The sequence below is a fragment of the Marinibacterium sp. SX1 genome (assembly GCF_050389775.1).
Classification (GTDB): domain Bacteria; phylum Pseudomonadota; class Alphaproteobacteria; order Rhodobacterales; family Rhodobacteraceae; genus Marinibacterium.
The window spans coordinates 3920683-3937086 of the sequence record NZ_CP177144.1; the positions used below are offsets into that span (position 1 = coordinate 3920683).

The window sequence follows — 16404 nt, forward strand, 5'->3', positions numbered from 1 at the left end:
CTCGCCGGATCCGGCACCCCTCCCAGCCAGCTATCTCTTCCGGCCCGGCATGCCGCCCGGTCCAGCCCCCTAATCGATCCGGTACCCTGCCCCGTCCGACATCTTGCCCAATCCGGCATCCCGCCCGGCCAGCCACTCCGACCTGTCCAACGCCGCGCCCTGTCCGAACCTCGCTCCTGCCGCGCCGCGCCACGTCCGACGCCCAGCCCTGTCCGGCACCTTGCTATGTCCATCGCACCACCCGGTCCGGCACGCGGCCCTGTCCGGGACCTGTCCCGTCCGGCCCCCACACCCCAACCGGCGCCCACCTCCCAACCGGCGCCCCCGCCCGGCGGCCTGCTTCCATGCAGCCGGGACCTTCTCCGCCCGGCCTGAACTTTTTTCGGATTTTTTGCGCTCCTGTGAACTCGTTCACAGACCCGTGCGTGCCGTTGGGGCATTCTGGGTTCATCAGATCGGACACGAGTTGGACCGAAACGATTGAACCGAAAGACGATAGTGAAAGGAGAAGACGACGCGACGGACCATATTCAGGCCCCGACCGTCACCAAGTCCCAAGACCCGGCCGCATGGCGCTGATGCCTGTCCTCCCGCGACGCGCTGGCCGACAAGACCTTTGACGACAACAAGGAATTGACCCGAACCCATTTGACCCGCGACACATGCCCACCCCGGAGCGACCTTTCAGTCGATGACCGGACCCGCCTGCAAGACCGGACATTACCGTCCGGCGCTGCAAAGTCCCGGCGGCCCGATTTCTCCGGTGGCGATCTGTCCTTATCCGGGCATGTGTCGCTTCTGCCTCTTTCCCCAAACTCAAAAGCCATGCGCCCTCGGGCACATGGCTTTTTTTCTTTGGACCTCAGGGCCTGCGCCCGGACAGACCCGGGCCGGCGCCCTTCGGCGGGGCACGACGCGGCCCGCGCGGGCCGCGTCGTTTTCCCAATGCGCGCCCGTCAGCCGTCGAGGCTGAGCGCCACGAAGCGCGGATCGCCGCCACGGCGCACCAGCAGCAGCAGCGACTTGCGCCCGGCTTCGGTGGCCTCGGTGATGCGCTCGTCCAGAGCGGCCAGGGTCTCGACCTTCTGCTGGCCGGCCTCGGTGATCAGGTCACCGGCACGCAGGCCCTTTTCGAAGGCTTCCGAGGTCTCGTCGACATCGACGACAACCAGCCCTGTCTGACCTTCGGGAATGCCCAGCTCGCCCCGGACCTCTTCGGTCAGGACCGACAGGGTCAGGCCCAGGATCTCGCGCTCGGCTTCCTCGTCCTGCATCTGCTCCATCGCGGCCGGCACGGTGCGCTCGGCTTCCTCGCGGCGGCCCAGGGTCACCAGGATCGTCTTGGTCGTGCCATCGCGGAAGACCACCACGCGGACCGATTTGCCCACTTCGGTGTTGCCCACCTGGCGGACCAGCGACCGGGTGTCTTCGACCTGGACGCCGTCGAAGGTGGTGATGACGTCACCGGCCAGCAGGCCGGCATCCATCGCCGGGCCTTCGGGCACGTCGGTGATCAGCGCGCCGGAGGCCTGTTCCAGGCCCATGGCCTCGGCGATCTCGTCGGTCACGTCCTGGATGCGCACGCCCAGCCAGCCCCGGCGGGTCTCGCCGTATTCGCGCAGCTGGTCGACCACCTTGGTCACCACGTTCGAGGCCATCGAGAAGCCGATGCCGATCGAGCCGCCGTTGGGCGACAGGATGGCCGTGTTCACGCCGACGACCTGGCCGTCCATGTTGAACAGCGGGCCGCCCGAGTTGCCCCGGTTGATCGCCGCGTCGGTCTGGATGTAATCGTCATAGCTGCCCGACAGCGCGCGGTTGCGGGCCGAGACGATGCCGACCGACAGCGAAAAGCCCTGGCCCAGCGGGTTGCCCATGGCCAGCACCCAATCGCCCACGCGGGCGGTGTCGCTGTCGCCGAAGGTCACGAAGGGCAGCGGCTCTTCGGCTTCGACCTTCAGCAGGGCGATGTCGGTGTTGGGATCGGTGCCCACGACCTTGGCTTCCAGCTCTTCGCCGTTGAAGAACTCGATCATGATCTCGTCGGCGCTTTCGATCACGTGGTTGTTGGTCACCACGTAGCCGTCTTCGGAAATGACGAAACCCGACCCCAGGGCCGAGGACCGGCGGGGCCGGGAATTGTCGCCACCGTTGCGGTCCTGGAACTCGCGGAAGAAGTCTTCGAACGGCGAGCCTTCGGGCACGATGCCCTGCGGGCCGGTGCGGCCTTCGACGACGGTCGAGGTGGTGATGTTGACCACGGCGGGGCTGATCTGGTCGGCCAGCGGAGCCAGGCTGTCGGGCCGTCCCTGGGCCGTGACCGCCTGGGCCAGGATCAGGGCCAGGGCCATCACCCACAGGCCCATCACGTTGAAGGCCCGCGACGGTGCCAAGCGTGTCAGCGTCGATGTCTGAAGCTGCATCCTCTGCATTCTCCTTTGTGGTATGCCGGGCCGGTTCTGCTCCCACGACCCGACGGGATTGGTTGGTCCAAGTATCGCGACTGCAACGCCGTCCGAAAGACCCTCGCCGCGCGCAATTCTTCACTTGCGCGTGACAGTTATGTCACATGGCACCCGACCCGCCAAGCACTTGCGCCCCCATCTGGTGCGCCGCCCACAGCAGGATCAGGCCCGAGACCACGGCCAGCAGGCCCAGCTGCCGGCGCGCGGGCACCGGCAGGCTGCGCAGCATGTCCAGCAGCCGTTCCAAAAGAGAAGGGGCCAGCCACCAGGCCAGCCCCTCGGTCACGAGCACCAATCCCATTGCGAGAAGGGTCGTTGCGATCAATCGTTCACGCCCTCTTCGGCGTCCTCGACCTCGTCGACGCGGAAGTTGTCGACATCGGTGTCAGCCTCTTCCTCGGCCTGGGTCGCGGCCTCGGTTTCCTCCAGCGCCTCTTCGGCGGCCTGCAGGTTGGCGTCCTGCTCGGCCTGCACATCGGCAGCCGGGCGCGGGGCGGTCGGCACGACATCGCGGCCGCCGGTCGGCGAACGCAGGTAGTCGAAGAACTCGCCGTCGGGCGACAGCACCAGCGAGGAATTCTCGCCACGCAGGGCCCGGGTATAGGCCGTCAGCGACCGGTAGAATTCAAAGAATTCCTGGTCGCGGCCGAACGCCTCGGCAAAGACCGCGTTCCGCTGGGCATCGGCCTCGCCTCGGATGATCTCGGCCTCGCGCCGCGCTTCCGAGGTCAGCTCGACAACGGTCCGGTCGGCCTGGGCGCGCACACGCTGGGCGGCCTCGTTACCGCGGGCACGTTCGTCGGTGGCCTCGCGTTCGCGTTCCGCCCGCATCCGTTCGAAGGTCGCTTCGAGGTTCTGCGTCGGCAGGTCGGTGCGCTTGAGCCGCACGTCGACGACCTGCAGGCCCAGGGCCTGGGCCTGGCCGACGGCGCCATCGCGGATGCGCACCATCAGGGCCGCCCGGTCCGAGCTGAGGATGTCGTCCGACGACACCGAGCCCAGCACTTCGCGGGTCTGCGCGCGCAGGATCGAATCGAGCCGGGCCGAAGCCATCCGCACGGCGGTGTCGCCCGAGGCGCCGGTGGCCTCGCGGAACCGGTTCACATCCGCGATGCGGTAGCGCGCGAAGGCATCAACAACCAGCCGGCGGTCATCCAGCGGGGTGACTTCCAGCGGATCGACATCCAGCGACAGGATGCGGTCGTCATAGCGGGCGACTTCCTGGATCAGCGGGATCTTGAAGGCCAGGCCCGGATCTTCCTTGATCGTCACGACACGGCCGAATTGCAGCACCAGCGCCTTTTCCCGTTCGTCGACGATAAAGATCGACGACAGGAAGGCAGCCACCACGACAACGATGACGGGCAGGATATAGGTGGTCTTTTTCATCAGTTGCCCTCCCCGCTGGTCTGGCGGCGGATTTCGTTCAGCGGCAGGTAGGGCACGACGCCCTGGCCCGATCCGCCCTGGTCATCGAGGATGACCTTGTCGACGTCGCCCAGCACCTGTTCCATGGTTTCCAGGTAGAGACGCTTGCGCGTGACCTCGGGTGCCTTGCGGTATTCCTCGAGCACGGCCTCGAAGCGGCTGGCTTCACCTTCGGCCTCGTTCACGACGCGCGCGCGATAGGCTTCGGCTTCTTCCAGCAACTGGGCGGCCTCGCCCCGGGCTTCGGCCAGCACGCGGTTGGCATAGGCATCGGCCACGTTCTGCAGGCGGTCGCGTTCCTGCTCGGCGGCCTGCACGTCGCGGAAGGCGTCGATGACCGGCGCCGGCGGATCGGCCTTGTCGAGGTTGACGCGGATGACGTTCATGCCGCTTTCATAGCTGTCCAGGGTCTGCTGGATCAGCTCGTGCAGACGGTCGGCAATGATGCCCCGGTCGCGGTTCAGGATCGGCGCCAGGTCGGACTGGGCGATGATCTCGCGCATGGCCGATTCGGACACCGCGTCGATCGTCTGGTTGGGATCGCGCAGGTTGAACAGGAATTGCGCCGGATCCGAGATGTTCCAGACGACCTGGAAATCGATGTCGACGATGTTGGCATCGCCGGTCAGCATCAGCCCGGCCTCGTTGCCACGCGTGCCCGCGCCGATGTCCTCGGTGCGTTCGCGGGTCACCGGGATGACCTCGGCGGTGACAAAGGGCCAGGGCGCAAAGTTCAGGCCCGGATCGCCGATCTGGCTGAACCGGCCGAGGAACAGCTCGACCGATTGCTCGTCGGGCCGCACGGTATAAAAGCTGCCCAGGCCCCAGAGCACCACGGCCGCCAGGCCGCCCAGCAGCAACGTGCCGCGGGTGAAGGCCGGGCCGCCACCGCCGCCCGAGCCGCCCGAGCCCGCGCCCCGGCCACCGCCGTTGCCGCGCCCGCCCATGAGCACGCGCAGCTGCTCCTGGCCTTTCTTCATCAGCTCGTCGATCTCGGGGATCGGCGGGTTGCCGTCACCACCGCCGGGCCGCCGGGGGCCACCGCCACCGTTGTTCCCGCCGTTGTTGTTGCCGCCGTTGCCGCTTCCGCGATTGCCGCCTCCCGAAGAGCCGCCCCCGCCCCCCCAGGGGCCGCCGTTGTTACCTGCCATGCGTCGTTTCCCTCTCGCGCCGTCGTTCCGTCCGTCCCTGTTCCATGCAGCATTGCCGGAACATCAGGACGACCGGGTCGGGCTTTTCATCGTCACGATTTCTTCCGACATTGTCGGGTGAACCGCAACCGTCCGGTCAAAATCTTCCTTGGTGGCACCCATCTTTACGGCCACGCCGGCCAGCTGGATCATCTCGCCGGCGTCGGGCGCCACGATGTGGCAGCCCAGCACCTTGCGGCTGGCCTGCGAGACGATCAGCTTCATCATGACGCGGTCCGGCCGCCCCGCAAAGGCGGTTTGCATGGGTTTGAAGCTGGTCGAGTAGACCTCGATCGGCTCCTGTTCGCGGGCGGCCTCTTCCGACAGGCCCACCGTGCCCATCTCGGGCTGGGTGAAGACCGCGCTGGGGATCAGCTCGTGATCCACCGGCGTCGGGTTGCCCTTGAACACCGTTTCGACAAAGGCCATGCCCTCGCGGATGGCCACCGGGGTCAGGTTGACCCGGTCGGTGGCGTCGCCGATGGCATAGATCGAGGGCACGGCCGTCTGGCTGTAGGCGTCGACCTCGACCGCGCCGCCGCGGCCCAGGCTGACGCCGGCCTCTTCCAGGCCCATGTCCCCGGTATTGGGCGCCCGGCCGGTGGCAAAGAACACCAGGTCGAACACTTCTTCCTCGCCCTTGGTCGACCGCACCCAGACCGGGCCCGGCCCGCTGTCGCCGCCGGCCGACGGCTGGACGCGTGCCTCGGGCGGCAGCCCCATGCCGGCGTTCTCGGCGCTGACGTCGCCGGCGATCTCGGCGGCGGTGGCCCGGCGCATCTCGGCGATGTTGGTGCCCAGTTTCAGCCGCACGCCGTCATCGGTCATCTGTTCGGCGATCAGGCCCCGGGCCTCGTCATCGAAGCCGCGCAGGATCTGGGCGCCGCGGTAATATTGCGTGACCTCGACGCCGAGCCCGTTGAGGATGCAGGCGAATTCGCAGGCGATATAGCCGCCGCCGACGATCAGGATGCGGCGGGGCAATTCGTCGAGGTGGAAGATGTCGTCCGACACGATGCCCAGCTCGGCATTGGGCAGGTCGGGCCGCACCGGCCGGCCGCCGGTGGCCACCAGGATATGCTTGGCGGTGAAAGTCTCGCCGGTCGAAAGCTCGACCGTATGGGCATCGCGCACCACCGCCCGGGCGTCGAACTTGGTCACGCCGGAATTGTCGAGCAGCCGGCGATAGACGCCTTCCAGCCGGTCGAGCTCGGTGTCCAGCTTGGCGCGGAAATCGGTCCAGCTGAAGGCGCCGCGTTCCATCTGCCAGCCATAGGCCCGGGCCTCGTCGGCCATCGGCGCATAGGTCGAGGCAAAGACCATCAGCTTCTTGGGCACGCAGCCGCGGATGACGCAGGTGCCGCCGTAGCGGTCCATCTCGGCCAGGGCCACCCGGGCCCCGGTGTCGCCCGCCGCCACCCGCGCGGCGCGCACGCCGCCCGAGCCGCCACCGATGACGAACAGATCGAAATCAAAACTCATGGGATTACCCTTTCAGTCGGCGAGATCCGTGAACAGGTTTTCGGTCTCGACGAAATCCAGACGGTCATGTTCCACAGTGCCCTGGTTGATATCACGCGTTTCCACCCTGCCGTCGCCATAGCCGATGACGACCGTGTCACAGATATCGATGAAGAGCCCGTTTTCAACCACGCCGGGTATCTGGTTGAGCACGAGCGCCAGCTGGCGGGCATTGCCGATGCGCGACAGGTGCAGATCGAGGATGTGGTTGCCCTCGTCGGTGACATAGGGGACGTGTCCGTTCATGCGCAGCGTCGCGGCCCGGCCCAGCACGTCCATGGACACCAGGGTCTCTTCGATCAGGGCCTGGGTGGTCTGCCAGGCAAAGGGCACGACCTCGACCGGCAGGGGGAAGGCGCCCAGGGTTTCGACCTCTTTCGAGATGTCCGAGATGACAACCATGTGATCGGACGCGGTCGCGACGATCTTTTCCTGGAGCAGCGCCCCGCCGCCGCCCTTGATCAGGTTGAGATCGCTGTCGAATTCGTCGGCCCCGTCGATCGTCAGGTCGAGCCAGCGGGCCTCGTCGAGCGAGACGACGTTCAGGCCGACCCGGCGGGCCAGTTCGGCGGTGCGGGTCGAGGTCGGCACGCCACGGAATTTCAGCCCGTCCTCGCGGACCATCTCGCCCAGGCAGCGCACCAGCCAGGCGGCGGTGGAGCCGGTGCCCAGGCCCACGCGCATCCCGTCCTCGACCAGCTCGGCGGCGCGGCGGGCGGCGACGAACTTGGCCTTGTCGATGGGCGAGAGTTCTCCGGTCATGGGATGGCATCCTCCTGGGCGGTTTCGACCCGTTATAGGCAAGTCCGGCCCCGGGGGCGAGAGGCCGTGGCCGCCGGTGCCGCGTCAATTGGCAGCGTGGCGCAGGCGGGCCGGCGGCAGGCCGGGTATTTGGGCCAAGAAGAAGATGCAGGTTGCGAAAACCGGCGATGGCTGGTCGTTTCCGGGCGGGCGGGCCGGTGATCCGCGCGCAAGGAGTGAGCCATGACCTATGTTCTGCATTACGCCCCGGACAATGCCTCGCTGATCCTGCGCCTGGCGCTGGAAGAGCTGGGCCAGCCCTATCGGACCGAGCTGGTGGACCGGGGAGCCAAGGCGCAGCGCAGCGCGGCCTACCTGGCGCTGAACCCGGCCGGGCGCATCCCGACGCTGGAGGCGCCCGACGGGGTGGTGTCGGAAACCGGGGCGGCGCTGGTCTGGCTGGCCGAGCGCCATGGCGGGCTGTTGCCCGGGGCCGGCGATCCGGCCCGGGGCGCGGCGCTGAACTGGCTGTTCTTCATTGCCAACACGCTGCATCCCGAGGTGATCCAGACGTTCTATACCCCGCGCTACGGGCCGGAAGCGGCCTGGCCCGAGATGCGCGCGGCGCTGAAGGGGCGTATCGGGCGCCACCTGGAAGTGCTGGAGACCGAGGCCGTCGGGCGCTGCGGCGGCTGGTTCTGCGGGGCCGAGCCTTCGGCGCTGGATCTCTACGTGGCGGGCATCCTGCGCTGGCTGCAGATCTATGGTGCCGCCGTGCCGGGCTGGCCCGACCTGGCCGCCCTGCCCCGGCTAATGGACATGTGCGCCCGGCTGGAGACCCGGCCGAGCTGTGCCGCCCTGGCCCGGGCCGAGGGCATGGGCGCCCGGCCCTTCACCGCGCCCGAACCGCCGCAACCGCCCGAAGGGAGGGCCCTCTGAGATGTTCCTGTCCGTCTTCGACATGTTCAAGGTGGGCGTCGGCCCGTCCTCGTCCCACACCATGGGCCCGATGGTGGCCGCCGCGCGGTTCCTCGATCTGATGCGCGGCTCGCCCTTCCGCTTCGCCGGGCTGCGGGCCTCGTTGCATGGGTCGCTGGCCTTTACCGGAGTCGGACATGCCACCGACCGGGCGGTGATCCTGGGCCTGGCGGGCTTTGCGCCCGAGACCTTCGATGCCGGGCGGGCCGAGGCCGCGCTGGCACGGATTGCCGAGACCGGACAGGTGACGCCCGAGGGGCTGGGCGCGCTGGCCTTCGCCCCGGCGACCGACCTGGTCTTTGATTTTGACCGGGCGCTGCCGGGCCATGCCAACGGCATGATCCTGATGGCCACCGATGCCCAGGGCGATGTCACCCTGTCGGAGACCTATTATTCCGTTGGCGGCGGCTTTGTGCTGACCGAGGCCGAGCTGGCCGCGGGCAAGGACAGCGCCGAGGGCGCGCCGGTGCCCTTTCCATTCAAGACGGCCGCCGAGATGCTGGACATGTGCCGGGAGAGCGGGCGCAGCGTGGCCGACCTGAAGCGGGCCAATGAACGCTCGCGCCGGCCGGCGGGCGAGATCGACCGGGGCGTGGCACGGATCTGGGAGGTGATGAGCGGGTGCATCGACCGGGGGCTGGCCACCGACGGCACCCTGCCCGGCGGGCTGAACGTGCGGCGCCGGGCGCGCAAGATCCACGAGGCGCTGCTGGCCGAACGGGGCATGAACCTGGCCCCGCCACATACGATCAACGACTGGATGTCGGTCTATGCCATGGCCGTGAACGAAGAGAACGCGGCCGGCGGCCAGGTGGTGACGGCGCCGACCAACGGGGCGGCGGGCGTGGTGCCGGCGGTGATCCGGTACTGGCTGGACCACGTGCCCGGGGCGACGACGACGAAGGTCGACGATTTCCTGCTGACCGCCGCGGCGATCGGCGGGCTGGTCAAGTACAACGCGTCGATCAGCGGGGCCGAGGCGGGATGCCAGGCCGAGGTGGGCAGCGCGGCGGCGATGGCCGCGGCCGGGCTTTGCGCGGTGATGGGCGGCACGCCGGAACAGGTGGAAAACGCCGCCGAGATCGCGCTGGAGCACCACCTGGGCATGACCTGCGACCCGGTGAAGGGGCTGGTGCAGGTGCCCTGCATCGAGCGCAACGGGCTGGGGGCGATCAAGGCCGTGTCGGCGGCCAGCCTGGCCCTGCGCGGCGACGGGGCGCATATGGTGCCGCTGGATGCCTGTATCGAGACCATGCGCCAGACCGGCCACGACATGCACGAGAAGTACAAGGAAACCTCGCTGGGCGGGCTGGCCGTGAACGTGCCGAATTGCTGAGGACCGGGCGCTGGGTTCAAGCGCGGGCGCGGTGCCCCGGGGCGGCAGCCCGGTCGGCGGCGCAGGTCGTGAGGCCACCGGGCGCGTGTGGAAGACCGCAACCGGAGCGCGGGCGCCGGGCCGCGCCGTGAGGCTTGCGCCGGGGGCGGCCGGTTCCTAGGGTCGCGCCATGTCGACCGACCGGCCCGTGCTGGGCATTCTCCTGATGCTGGGATTTTGCGTTGTCGCCCCGCTGGGCGACGCGGTGACCAAGCTGTTGGGCGGCCATATCGGCATCCTCCACCTGCTGCTCGTGCGCTTCGCCCTGCAGGCCCTGCTGCTCTGGCCGCTGGTGCTGGCCACCGGCCGGGCCTGGCGGATGTCGGGCCGGGTGCTGGGCCTGGCCTGGCTGCGCACCCTGCTGCACATGGCCGGCATCGGGGCGATGTTCGCCGCCCTGCAGTACATGCCCCTGGCCGATGCAGTGGCCATTGCCTTTGTCATGCCCTTCATCATGCTGCTGCTCGGGCGTTACGTGCTGGGCGAAGAGGTCGGCCCGCGGCGGATGTGGGCCTGTGCCGTGGGTTTCCTGGGCACCCTGCTGGTCATCCAGCCCAGCTTTGTCGAGGTTGGCTGGTACGCCCTGCTGCCCCTGGGCGTGGCCGTCAACTTTGCCTTTTTCATGCTGGTCACCCGCAGCATTGCCCGCGACACCGACCCGATCGGCCTGCAGGCCGTCAACGGGCTGATGGCCACGGCGCTGATCCTGCCCCTGGCCGTGGTCCTGCATGGCGCCGGCTGGCTGCGCTTTGATCCGGCCACGCTGGCCGGCCCGGTGCCCGCCCTGCTGGTGCTGCTGGGCGTGATGGGCACCTCGGCCCACCTGCTGATGACCTGGTCGCTGCGCTTTGCCCCGGCGGCCACCCTGGCGCCGATGCAATACCTGGAAATCCCCGTGGCCACGGTGACCGGACTGGTCATCTTCGGCGATCTGCCCGATGCCCTGGCCGGCGCGGGCATCGCCCTGACCGTCGGCGCCGGACTTTATGTCGTGCTGCGCGAACAGGCTCTGCAGCGCCGGGCCCGGCGCATGGTCGACCGGGCAGCCGGGCCTATGGGCGATGCAGCGCCCTGATCACCAGGTCCAGGCAATGGCGCGGCAGGATGACCAGCATCCCCGGCCCGTCGACCTCCAGCGTCACCGGCCCTTCGGCCCGGTTCGACGTGCCGACCCGGCCGTCGGGCGCCATGTCGAGCCCGTCGATCGGCCAGCGCAGGCCCGTCGACCGGCCCCGCACCGGGCTCAGCGGAAAGAGCGAGACAACCTCGCCCGCCGCCAGCGGCAGGGCCAGCCCGGACGCCGGCGCGGCCAGGATGACCTCCTCGGCGCCCAGCAGGACGCAGGGCGCCCCCCCGGCCCGGCGGACCAGCACGTTGAGCACCGACAGCTGGTGATCGACCCGCGCGCCCAGAAAGCCCACGGCCAGGACCAGCGGCGCATCGATGCTGCGCAGGGCCTTGTCGAAATCGGTGCTTTCCTGCTCGGTGATGTGGTGCAGCCTTTCGGCCGGCAGCCGCGCCCGGGCGGCGTCGGACAGGCTGTCGAAATCGCCGATCACGGCCTGCGGAACATGACCTTGCGCCAGCGCCACATCGGCGCCACTATCGGCGGCAACCAGGACTGGCGCATGGGCCAGGGCCAGGTCGAGATCCTCGGCCTGGACGTCTCCGCCCCCGATGAGGGTGACGGGGGACCCTGAGGTGACGATTGCTTTGTTCATGGTGCCTTAACGCCGGTTGTTCATGGGGCCTTAATGCCGATTTCGGGGACTGGACACAATCTCGCCACGAAATGATACGCATATCGGCACAGATTCGATCCGCTCCCGCCGCGAGTGTCTTGGTAAACAGGCGTCCATAGAGAGAGGACGAGCACATGGTTCAGACAAACAAGATCCTGACCGTCTCCTACGGCACATTTTCCTGCACGCTCGAGGGATTTGATGATGCCTTCGGGACGATGAAGGCCATCGCGGAATATTTCCGCGACCTTGCCGCCGACGACAGGTACTTCGGTGCGGAACCGCCGCAGCCGGATGCGGACATGCTCGCACGGATCGCCCAGACCGAGATTTCGCGCCGGGTCGATGCCCATACCGACGGCACCGGCATTCTCCTGCGGGCCACGGCCCCGGCCATCGGACAGGATGCGCCCGGGCAAGCGGCAGAGCGCCCTGCCGCCGAAGCCGCCCCGCAACCCGCGACCGTGTCCACCGCGCAACCGGCCCCGGACAAGCCGCAGGTCACCCTGCGATCGTCCGATGCCGATGCGGACGCGGCACAGGAGATCGACGCCGCCGAGCTGGCCGAAGCCGAGGAGCTGGCCGCCGAGCTGGCCCAGGACATGTCGCCTGCCGCTCCGACGATGATGCCCGCGCCCGACAACCTGGCGGCCAAGCTGGCGCGGATTCGCGCCGTGGTCGACCGGGCCGAAGCCGCCGCGGCCGAACGGCCCGAAACGACCCCCGATGTCGGCGCCGGCCTGGCCCAGGACGCGGCCGACCTGGCGCAGGACAGCCAGGACGAGGCGATCTATACCGCTGCGGCCGAGACCATCGACCCCGACGAGGACACGCTGGGCGCCGTCAATGCCGCGCTGGCGACCGAACCGGCGGACATGGCGCAGGAAGATGGCGCGACGGGCATGCCGGCCGATGCGCCGGTGGTGCAGGATGTTCCGGTCGCCCCGATGCAATCCTTCGCGCCCGAAATGGCCCAGGATCAGGCTGTCGATCAGACCGCCGGCATCGATGAGTCCATGGGGCCCGACGCCACCCAGGACGTGACCTTTGAAACGCCGGTCCAGCCGATGGACAGCTTCGTGCCCAACGCGCCGGTCATGGACGCCCCCGCCGCGGACACGTTCGCCTCGCAGGACACGTATGCTTCGCAGGATGGCGCTGCGCAGGATGATTTCGCTGCGCAGGATGTCGCCCAGGACACGTTTGCCCCGCAGGATACGTTCATCCCGCGGCAAGATCCCGCGCCGCAGGATGCCCCTGCCCCGCAGGACGACGCGCTGATGGCCTTCGACACCGGCCTTCCCGCCGCCGATCCGATTCAGGACAGCAATGTCGCGCCCTTCGCCCCGCTGGCCCAGCCGGAAGCGCCCGGCGACATGGACGCCGTGCAGGATGCCTGGGCCCGGGATTGGGCCGACGACCAGGCACAACAGGGTGATGCCACCGGCCAGGCGGATACCGATTGGGACGCCTCCGGTGACATGGCCGACGACACCGCCGCGACGGACATGGACCAGGATGAGACCGTCCTGGACAACCTGGCCGATGAAGACGTCGCCCACGAAGACGAAGCCCATGAAGACACCCCATCGCAAGACGCCTCCGCCCCGCTGATCCTGCAGGGCGCGCCGGTCGCCGACGAGGAGGAAGGCGACGACGACGATATCTCCGCCCTGCTCGACAAGCTGGACCGCGTGGCCGAAACACCTGCCGCTCCGCAGGCCGACGCACCCGCCGCCGCAGCCGAAGACGACACCAACGTCTTCAGCGGCCTCGACTGGGACGCCGAGACCGACGATGGCGACGACGACGCCGATGACGAGGCGATCCGCAACATCCTGGGCGATCTCGGTCCGCGCGATACCGTGGCCCCGGCGGCCCCCGCCGCCCCCGTCACCCGCGTGATCAAGGTCAAGCGGGCCGACCTGGAACAGGCCATCGCCTCGGGCAGCCTCGAAGAGATCCGCCCGGACGCCGAGACCCGGACCGAAGCCGCAGCCGACACCCCGGCCGACGCCCCCCGGTCGCGCTCGTCGCTGTCCGACGAGGACGAGGCCGACCTGCAGGCCGAGCTGGACGCCGTGGCCGCCGAACTGGCCGAGGCCCAGGCCGCGCTGAACCCGCCCGACGAAGACGCCCCCCTGCCCGCGATCCGCCGCGAGCGCAGCACCGCCGTTGTCGACCGCAAGGAACCCGAGGTCTCGCGGCTGATGGCCGAGGCCGATCACCAGATGGACGAGCCCGAAAGCTCGTCGCGCCGCGAGGCCTATTCCCACCTGCGCGCCGCCGTGGCCGCAGCCGAAGCCGAGGATGCGCTGGATGACGGCACGCCCGATACCCGCGCCCCGGCCGATGCCGCCTATCGCGAAGACCTGGCCAATGTCGTGCGTCCGCGCCGGGCCGAGCTGGCCCCGCCGGCCCGCCCGCGCCGGCCGCTGATCGAAGCCCGCCCCGCGCCGCTCAAGCTGGTCGCCGAACAGCGCGTCGATGCCGACACGATCCTGCCCCAGCGCGGGCCGATCCGCCCCCGCCGCATCGCCGCCGAAGACCAGCCCGATGCGGGCGCGGCCCAGGCCGGCGGCTTCGTGGCCTTTGCCCGCGAGGTCGGCGCCCAGGACCTGCACGAGCTGCTCGAAGCGGCCGCCGCCTACCTGTCCTTCGTCGAGGGCCGCGAGCAGTTCTCGCGCCCGCAGCTGATGACCCGCGTCAAGCAGGTGGAAACCGCCGGGTTCAACCGCGAGGACGGGCTGCGCACCTTTGGCCAGCTGCTGCGCGAGGGCAAGATCGAGAAAACCTCGGGCGGGCGGTTCACCGCCTCCGAGCAGATCGGCTTCCGCCCCTCGGGCCCGGTCGCGCACAAGGCCGACAAGGCCGCGGGCTGAGCGCCGCGGCGGTCAGCCGTCGGGCATCACCCGCACGGCATCGACCAGGCGATAAAGGTCGAAACTCTCGGCCGAACGATCCAGTTCCAGCTGCCCGGACAGGATCAGGAACGTGCCCTCCGGCAAGTCCGGCAGGGCACGTTTCATGTCGACGGGCAGCGACGGCCCATAGCCGGCATTGCCGCAGAACGGGCAATCGGCCGGATCGGGCACCAGCAGGAACCGGTCGAGATAGGGCTCCGCCAGCAGCGGAACGAGATAGCCTGAAATGGTGAATTCGGCCGCCGCCGCGGCCTGCAGGGCCGGATCGAACCGCTTGTCGATCCGGTAGGTCACGCCGGTGTCACCAGGCACCGGCGTTTCCGTGATCTCGGCCAGGCCCAGCAGCGCCCATCCCCCGTCGTCCTGCGCGGCCAGCGGACCGGCGAGGACGGCAAGGACAGGCACCGCCCGCCACATCAGGCGCTGCCGCCCGGGGGCTTGCCCCCCGGCGCCGAGCCGTCCCCGGTTCCCGGGGCGGAGAGGTCCTCCGGCGCGTCGGGATCGGCCTTGCCGATGCCCTTGAACACAAAGCGGAACGGCAGGGCCCAGAGAATGCCCAGCCCGACATAGACCGCCAGCTCGACCCAGAACGGCGGACGGCCGAGCCAGTTCATCACGCTGACCGCCACCACCATGTAGACCGGCAGGCCGATCAGCAGGATGACCAGCGACCAGCGCCGGCGGGCCTTGTAGCTGAGGGCGGGCTTGTCACTCATGCTCAGTCCGCGAAGGGATCGGTCACGAGGATCGTGTCATCGCGTTCGGGCGATGTCGACAGCAGCGCGACGTTGCAGCCGATCAGCTCTTCGACCCGGCGCACGTACTTGATGGCATTGGCCGGCAGGTCGGCCCAGCTGCGCGCGCCTTCGGTCGATTCACTCCAACCCGGCATTTCCTCGTAGATCGGGGTCGCCCGCGACTGGTGATCGGCGGCGGTGGGCAGGTAATCGATGCGCTGGCCGTCCAGCTCGTAGCCCACGCAGATCTTCAGGGTCTCGAACCCGTCCAGCACGTCGAGCTTGGTCAGGGCGATGCCGTTGATCCCCGACAGGGCGCAGGTCTGGCGCACGAGAACCGCATCGAACCAGCCGCACCGCCGCTTGCGCCCGGTGGTCGTGCCGAATTCATGGCCCCGCTCGCCCAGCCGCTGGCCAGTGTCGTCCAGCAGTTCGGTCGGGAACGGGCCTTCGCCCACGCGGGTGGTATAGGCCTTGACGATGCCCAGCACGAAATCGATGGCCCCGGGCCCCACGCCGGTGCCCGTCGCGGCCTGGCCGGCGATGACATTGGACGAAGTGACAAAGGGATAGGTCCCGAAATCGATGTCCAGCAGCGAGCCCTGCGCGCCTTCGAACAGGATGCGCTGGCCGGCCCGGCGGCGGTCGTTCATTTCCTTCCAGACCGGCGCGGCAAAGGGCAGGATTTCCGGTGCCAGGGCCTTCAGCCGGGCGACCAGGTCGTCGCGGTCCACCGGTTCCAGCCCCAGCCCGCGACGCAGGGCGTCATGGTGCACCAGCGCCCGGTCGACACGCAGTTCCAGCGTCGATTCATCGGCCAGGTCGGCCACGCGGACCGACCGGCGGCCGACCTTGTCCTCGTAGGCCGGGCCGATGCCGCGGCCGGTGGTGCCGATCTTGGCCACCGAGTTCTGCGCCTCGCGGGCACGGTCCAGCTCGCCGTGGATCGGCAGGATCAGCGGAGTGTTCTCGGCGATCATCAGGGTCTCGGGCGTGATCTCGACACCCTGGGCGCGGATCGCGGCGATTTCCTTGATCAGGTGCCAGGGGTCCAGCACGACGCCGTTGCCGATGACCGACAGCTTGCCCGACCGGACAACCCCGGACGGCAGGGCGTGCAGCTTGTAGACCTCGCCATCGATGACCAGCGTGTGGCCGGCGTTATGGCCCCCCTGGAAACGCGCGATCACATCCGCGCGCTCGCTGAGCCAGTCCACGATCTTGCCTTTACCCTCGTCACCCCACTGGGCGCCGACGACGACGACGTTTGCCATGCGATCTCTCCCGAGACTATTGGAACCCG

The 16404-nt window shown here is 69.0% G+C and carries 14 protein-coding genes; 4 read left to right on the top strand and 10 right to left on the bottom strand.

What is annotated here, in order from left to right; all coding sequences use genetic code 11:
• Positions 1-956: 956 nt before the first annotated feature.
• From ACK3BB_RS17685 to rpiA, 6 genes are all read right to left on the bottom strand, one after another.
• Positions 957-2366, bottom strand: a complete 1410-nt coding sequence (locus ACK3BB_RS17685) for a Do family serine endopeptidase (RefSeq protein ID WP_428928760.1) — start codon at positions 2364-2366, stop codon at positions 957-959.
• Between the two features lie 199 nt (positions 2367-2565).
• Positions 2566-2766 carry a DUF2065 family protein gene (locus ACK3BB_RS17690; RefSeq protein ID WP_428925960.1) on the bottom strand — a complete coding sequence of 67 codons (201 nt, stop codon included), beginning with the start codon at positions 2764-2766 and terminating at the stop codon, positions 2566-2568.
• Positions 2767-2786: 20 nt separating this feature from the next.
• Positions 2787-3854: a protease modulator HflC gene (gene hflC / locus ACK3BB_RS17695; protein WP_428925961.1), complete on the bottom strand. Its 1068-nt coding sequence runs from the start codon at positions 3852-3854 to the stop codon at positions 2787-2789.
• Entirely contained in the window at positions 3854-5044 is a 1191-nt protein-coding gene (hflK, locus tag ACK3BB_RS17700) for an FtsH protease activity modulator HflK (protein ID WP_428925962.1), read from the bottom strand. Before hflK ends, hflC begins: the two co-directional genes overlap by 1 nt.
• Positions 5045-5107: 63 nt before the next feature.
• Positions 5108-6565: an FAD-dependent oxidoreductase gene (locus ACK3BB_RS17705; protein WP_428925963.1), complete on the bottom strand. Its 1458-nt coding sequence runs from the start codon at positions 6563-6565 to the stop codon at positions 5108-5110.
• A gap of 12 nt (positions 6566-6577) precedes the next feature.
• Positions 6578-7366: a ribose-5-phosphate isomerase RpiA gene (rpiA, locus tag ACK3BB_RS17710; RefSeq protein WP_428925964.1), complete on the bottom strand. Its 789-nt coding sequence runs from the start codon at positions 7364-7366 to the stop codon at positions 6578-6580.
• A gap of 222 nt (positions 7367-7588) precedes the next feature.
• Between rpiA and ACK3BB_RS17715 the strand changes: the two genes are divergently transcribed.
• The 3 genes from ACK3BB_RS17715 to ACK3BB_RS17725 all read left to right on the top strand — a co-directional run bounded on the left by ACK3BB_RS17715 (position 7589) and on the right by ACK3BB_RS17725 (position 10773).
• Positions 7589-8284, top strand: a complete 696-nt coding sequence (locus ACK3BB_RS17715) for a glutathione S-transferase family protein (protein ID WP_428925965.1) — start codon at positions 7589-7591, stop codon at positions 8282-8284.
• A 1-nt stretch (position 8285) separates the two neighbouring features.
• Positions 8286-9659, top strand: coding sequence for an L-serine ammonia-lyase (locus tag ACK3BB_RS17720; protein ID WP_428925966.1), 1374 nt, complete (start codon positions 8286-8288; stop codon positions 9657-9659).
• A gap of 169 nt (positions 9660-9828) precedes the next feature.
• Entirely contained in the window at positions 9829-10773 is a 945-nt protein-coding gene (locus ACK3BB_RS17725; protein ID WP_428925967.1) for a DMT family transporter, read from the top strand.
• Here the strand turns inward: ACK3BB_RS17725 and ACK3BB_RS17730 are convergent.
• Positions 10751-11419: a thiamine diphosphokinase gene (locus ACK3BB_RS17730; RefSeq protein WP_428925968.1), complete on the bottom strand. Its 669-nt coding sequence runs from the start codon at positions 11417-11419 to the stop codon at positions 10751-10753. The two genes, ACK3BB_RS17725 and ACK3BB_RS17730, sit on opposite strands and share 23 nt — an antisense overlap.
• A 155-nt stretch (positions 11420-11574) precedes the next feature.
• Between ACK3BB_RS17730 and ACK3BB_RS17735 the strand changes: the two genes are divergently transcribed.
• Complete coding sequence (locus ACK3BB_RS17735; protein WP_428925969.1) at positions 11575-14322, top strand: hypothetical protein; 2748 nt, start codon at positions 11575-11577, stop codon at positions 14320-14322.
• 12 nt (positions 14323-14334) lie between these two features.
• Here the strand turns inward: ACK3BB_RS17735 and ACK3BB_RS17740 are convergent, their stop codons facing one another.
• Genes ACK3BB_RS17740 through ACK3BB_RS17750 form a run of 3 tightly spaced genes read right to left on the bottom strand, consistent with a single transcriptional unit; the run spans position 14335 to position 16375 of the window.
• Entirely contained in the window at positions 14335-14769 is a 435-nt protein-coding gene (locus ACK3BB_RS17740; protein ID WP_428925970.1) for a hypothetical protein, read from the bottom strand.
• Between the two features lie 11 nt (positions 14770-14780).
• Positions 14781-15080: a DUF2842 domain-containing protein gene (locus ACK3BB_RS17745; RefSeq protein ID WP_428925971.1), complete on the bottom strand. Its 300-nt coding sequence runs from the start codon at positions 15078-15080 to the stop codon at positions 14781-14783.
• Between the two features lie 2 nt (positions 15081-15082).
• A complete protein-coding gene (locus ACK3BB_RS17750; protein WP_428925972.1) occupies positions 15083-16375 on the bottom strand; it encodes an adenylosuccinate synthase in 1293 nt (430 codons plus the stop codon).
• Positions 16376-16404: the final 29 nt, after the last annotated feature.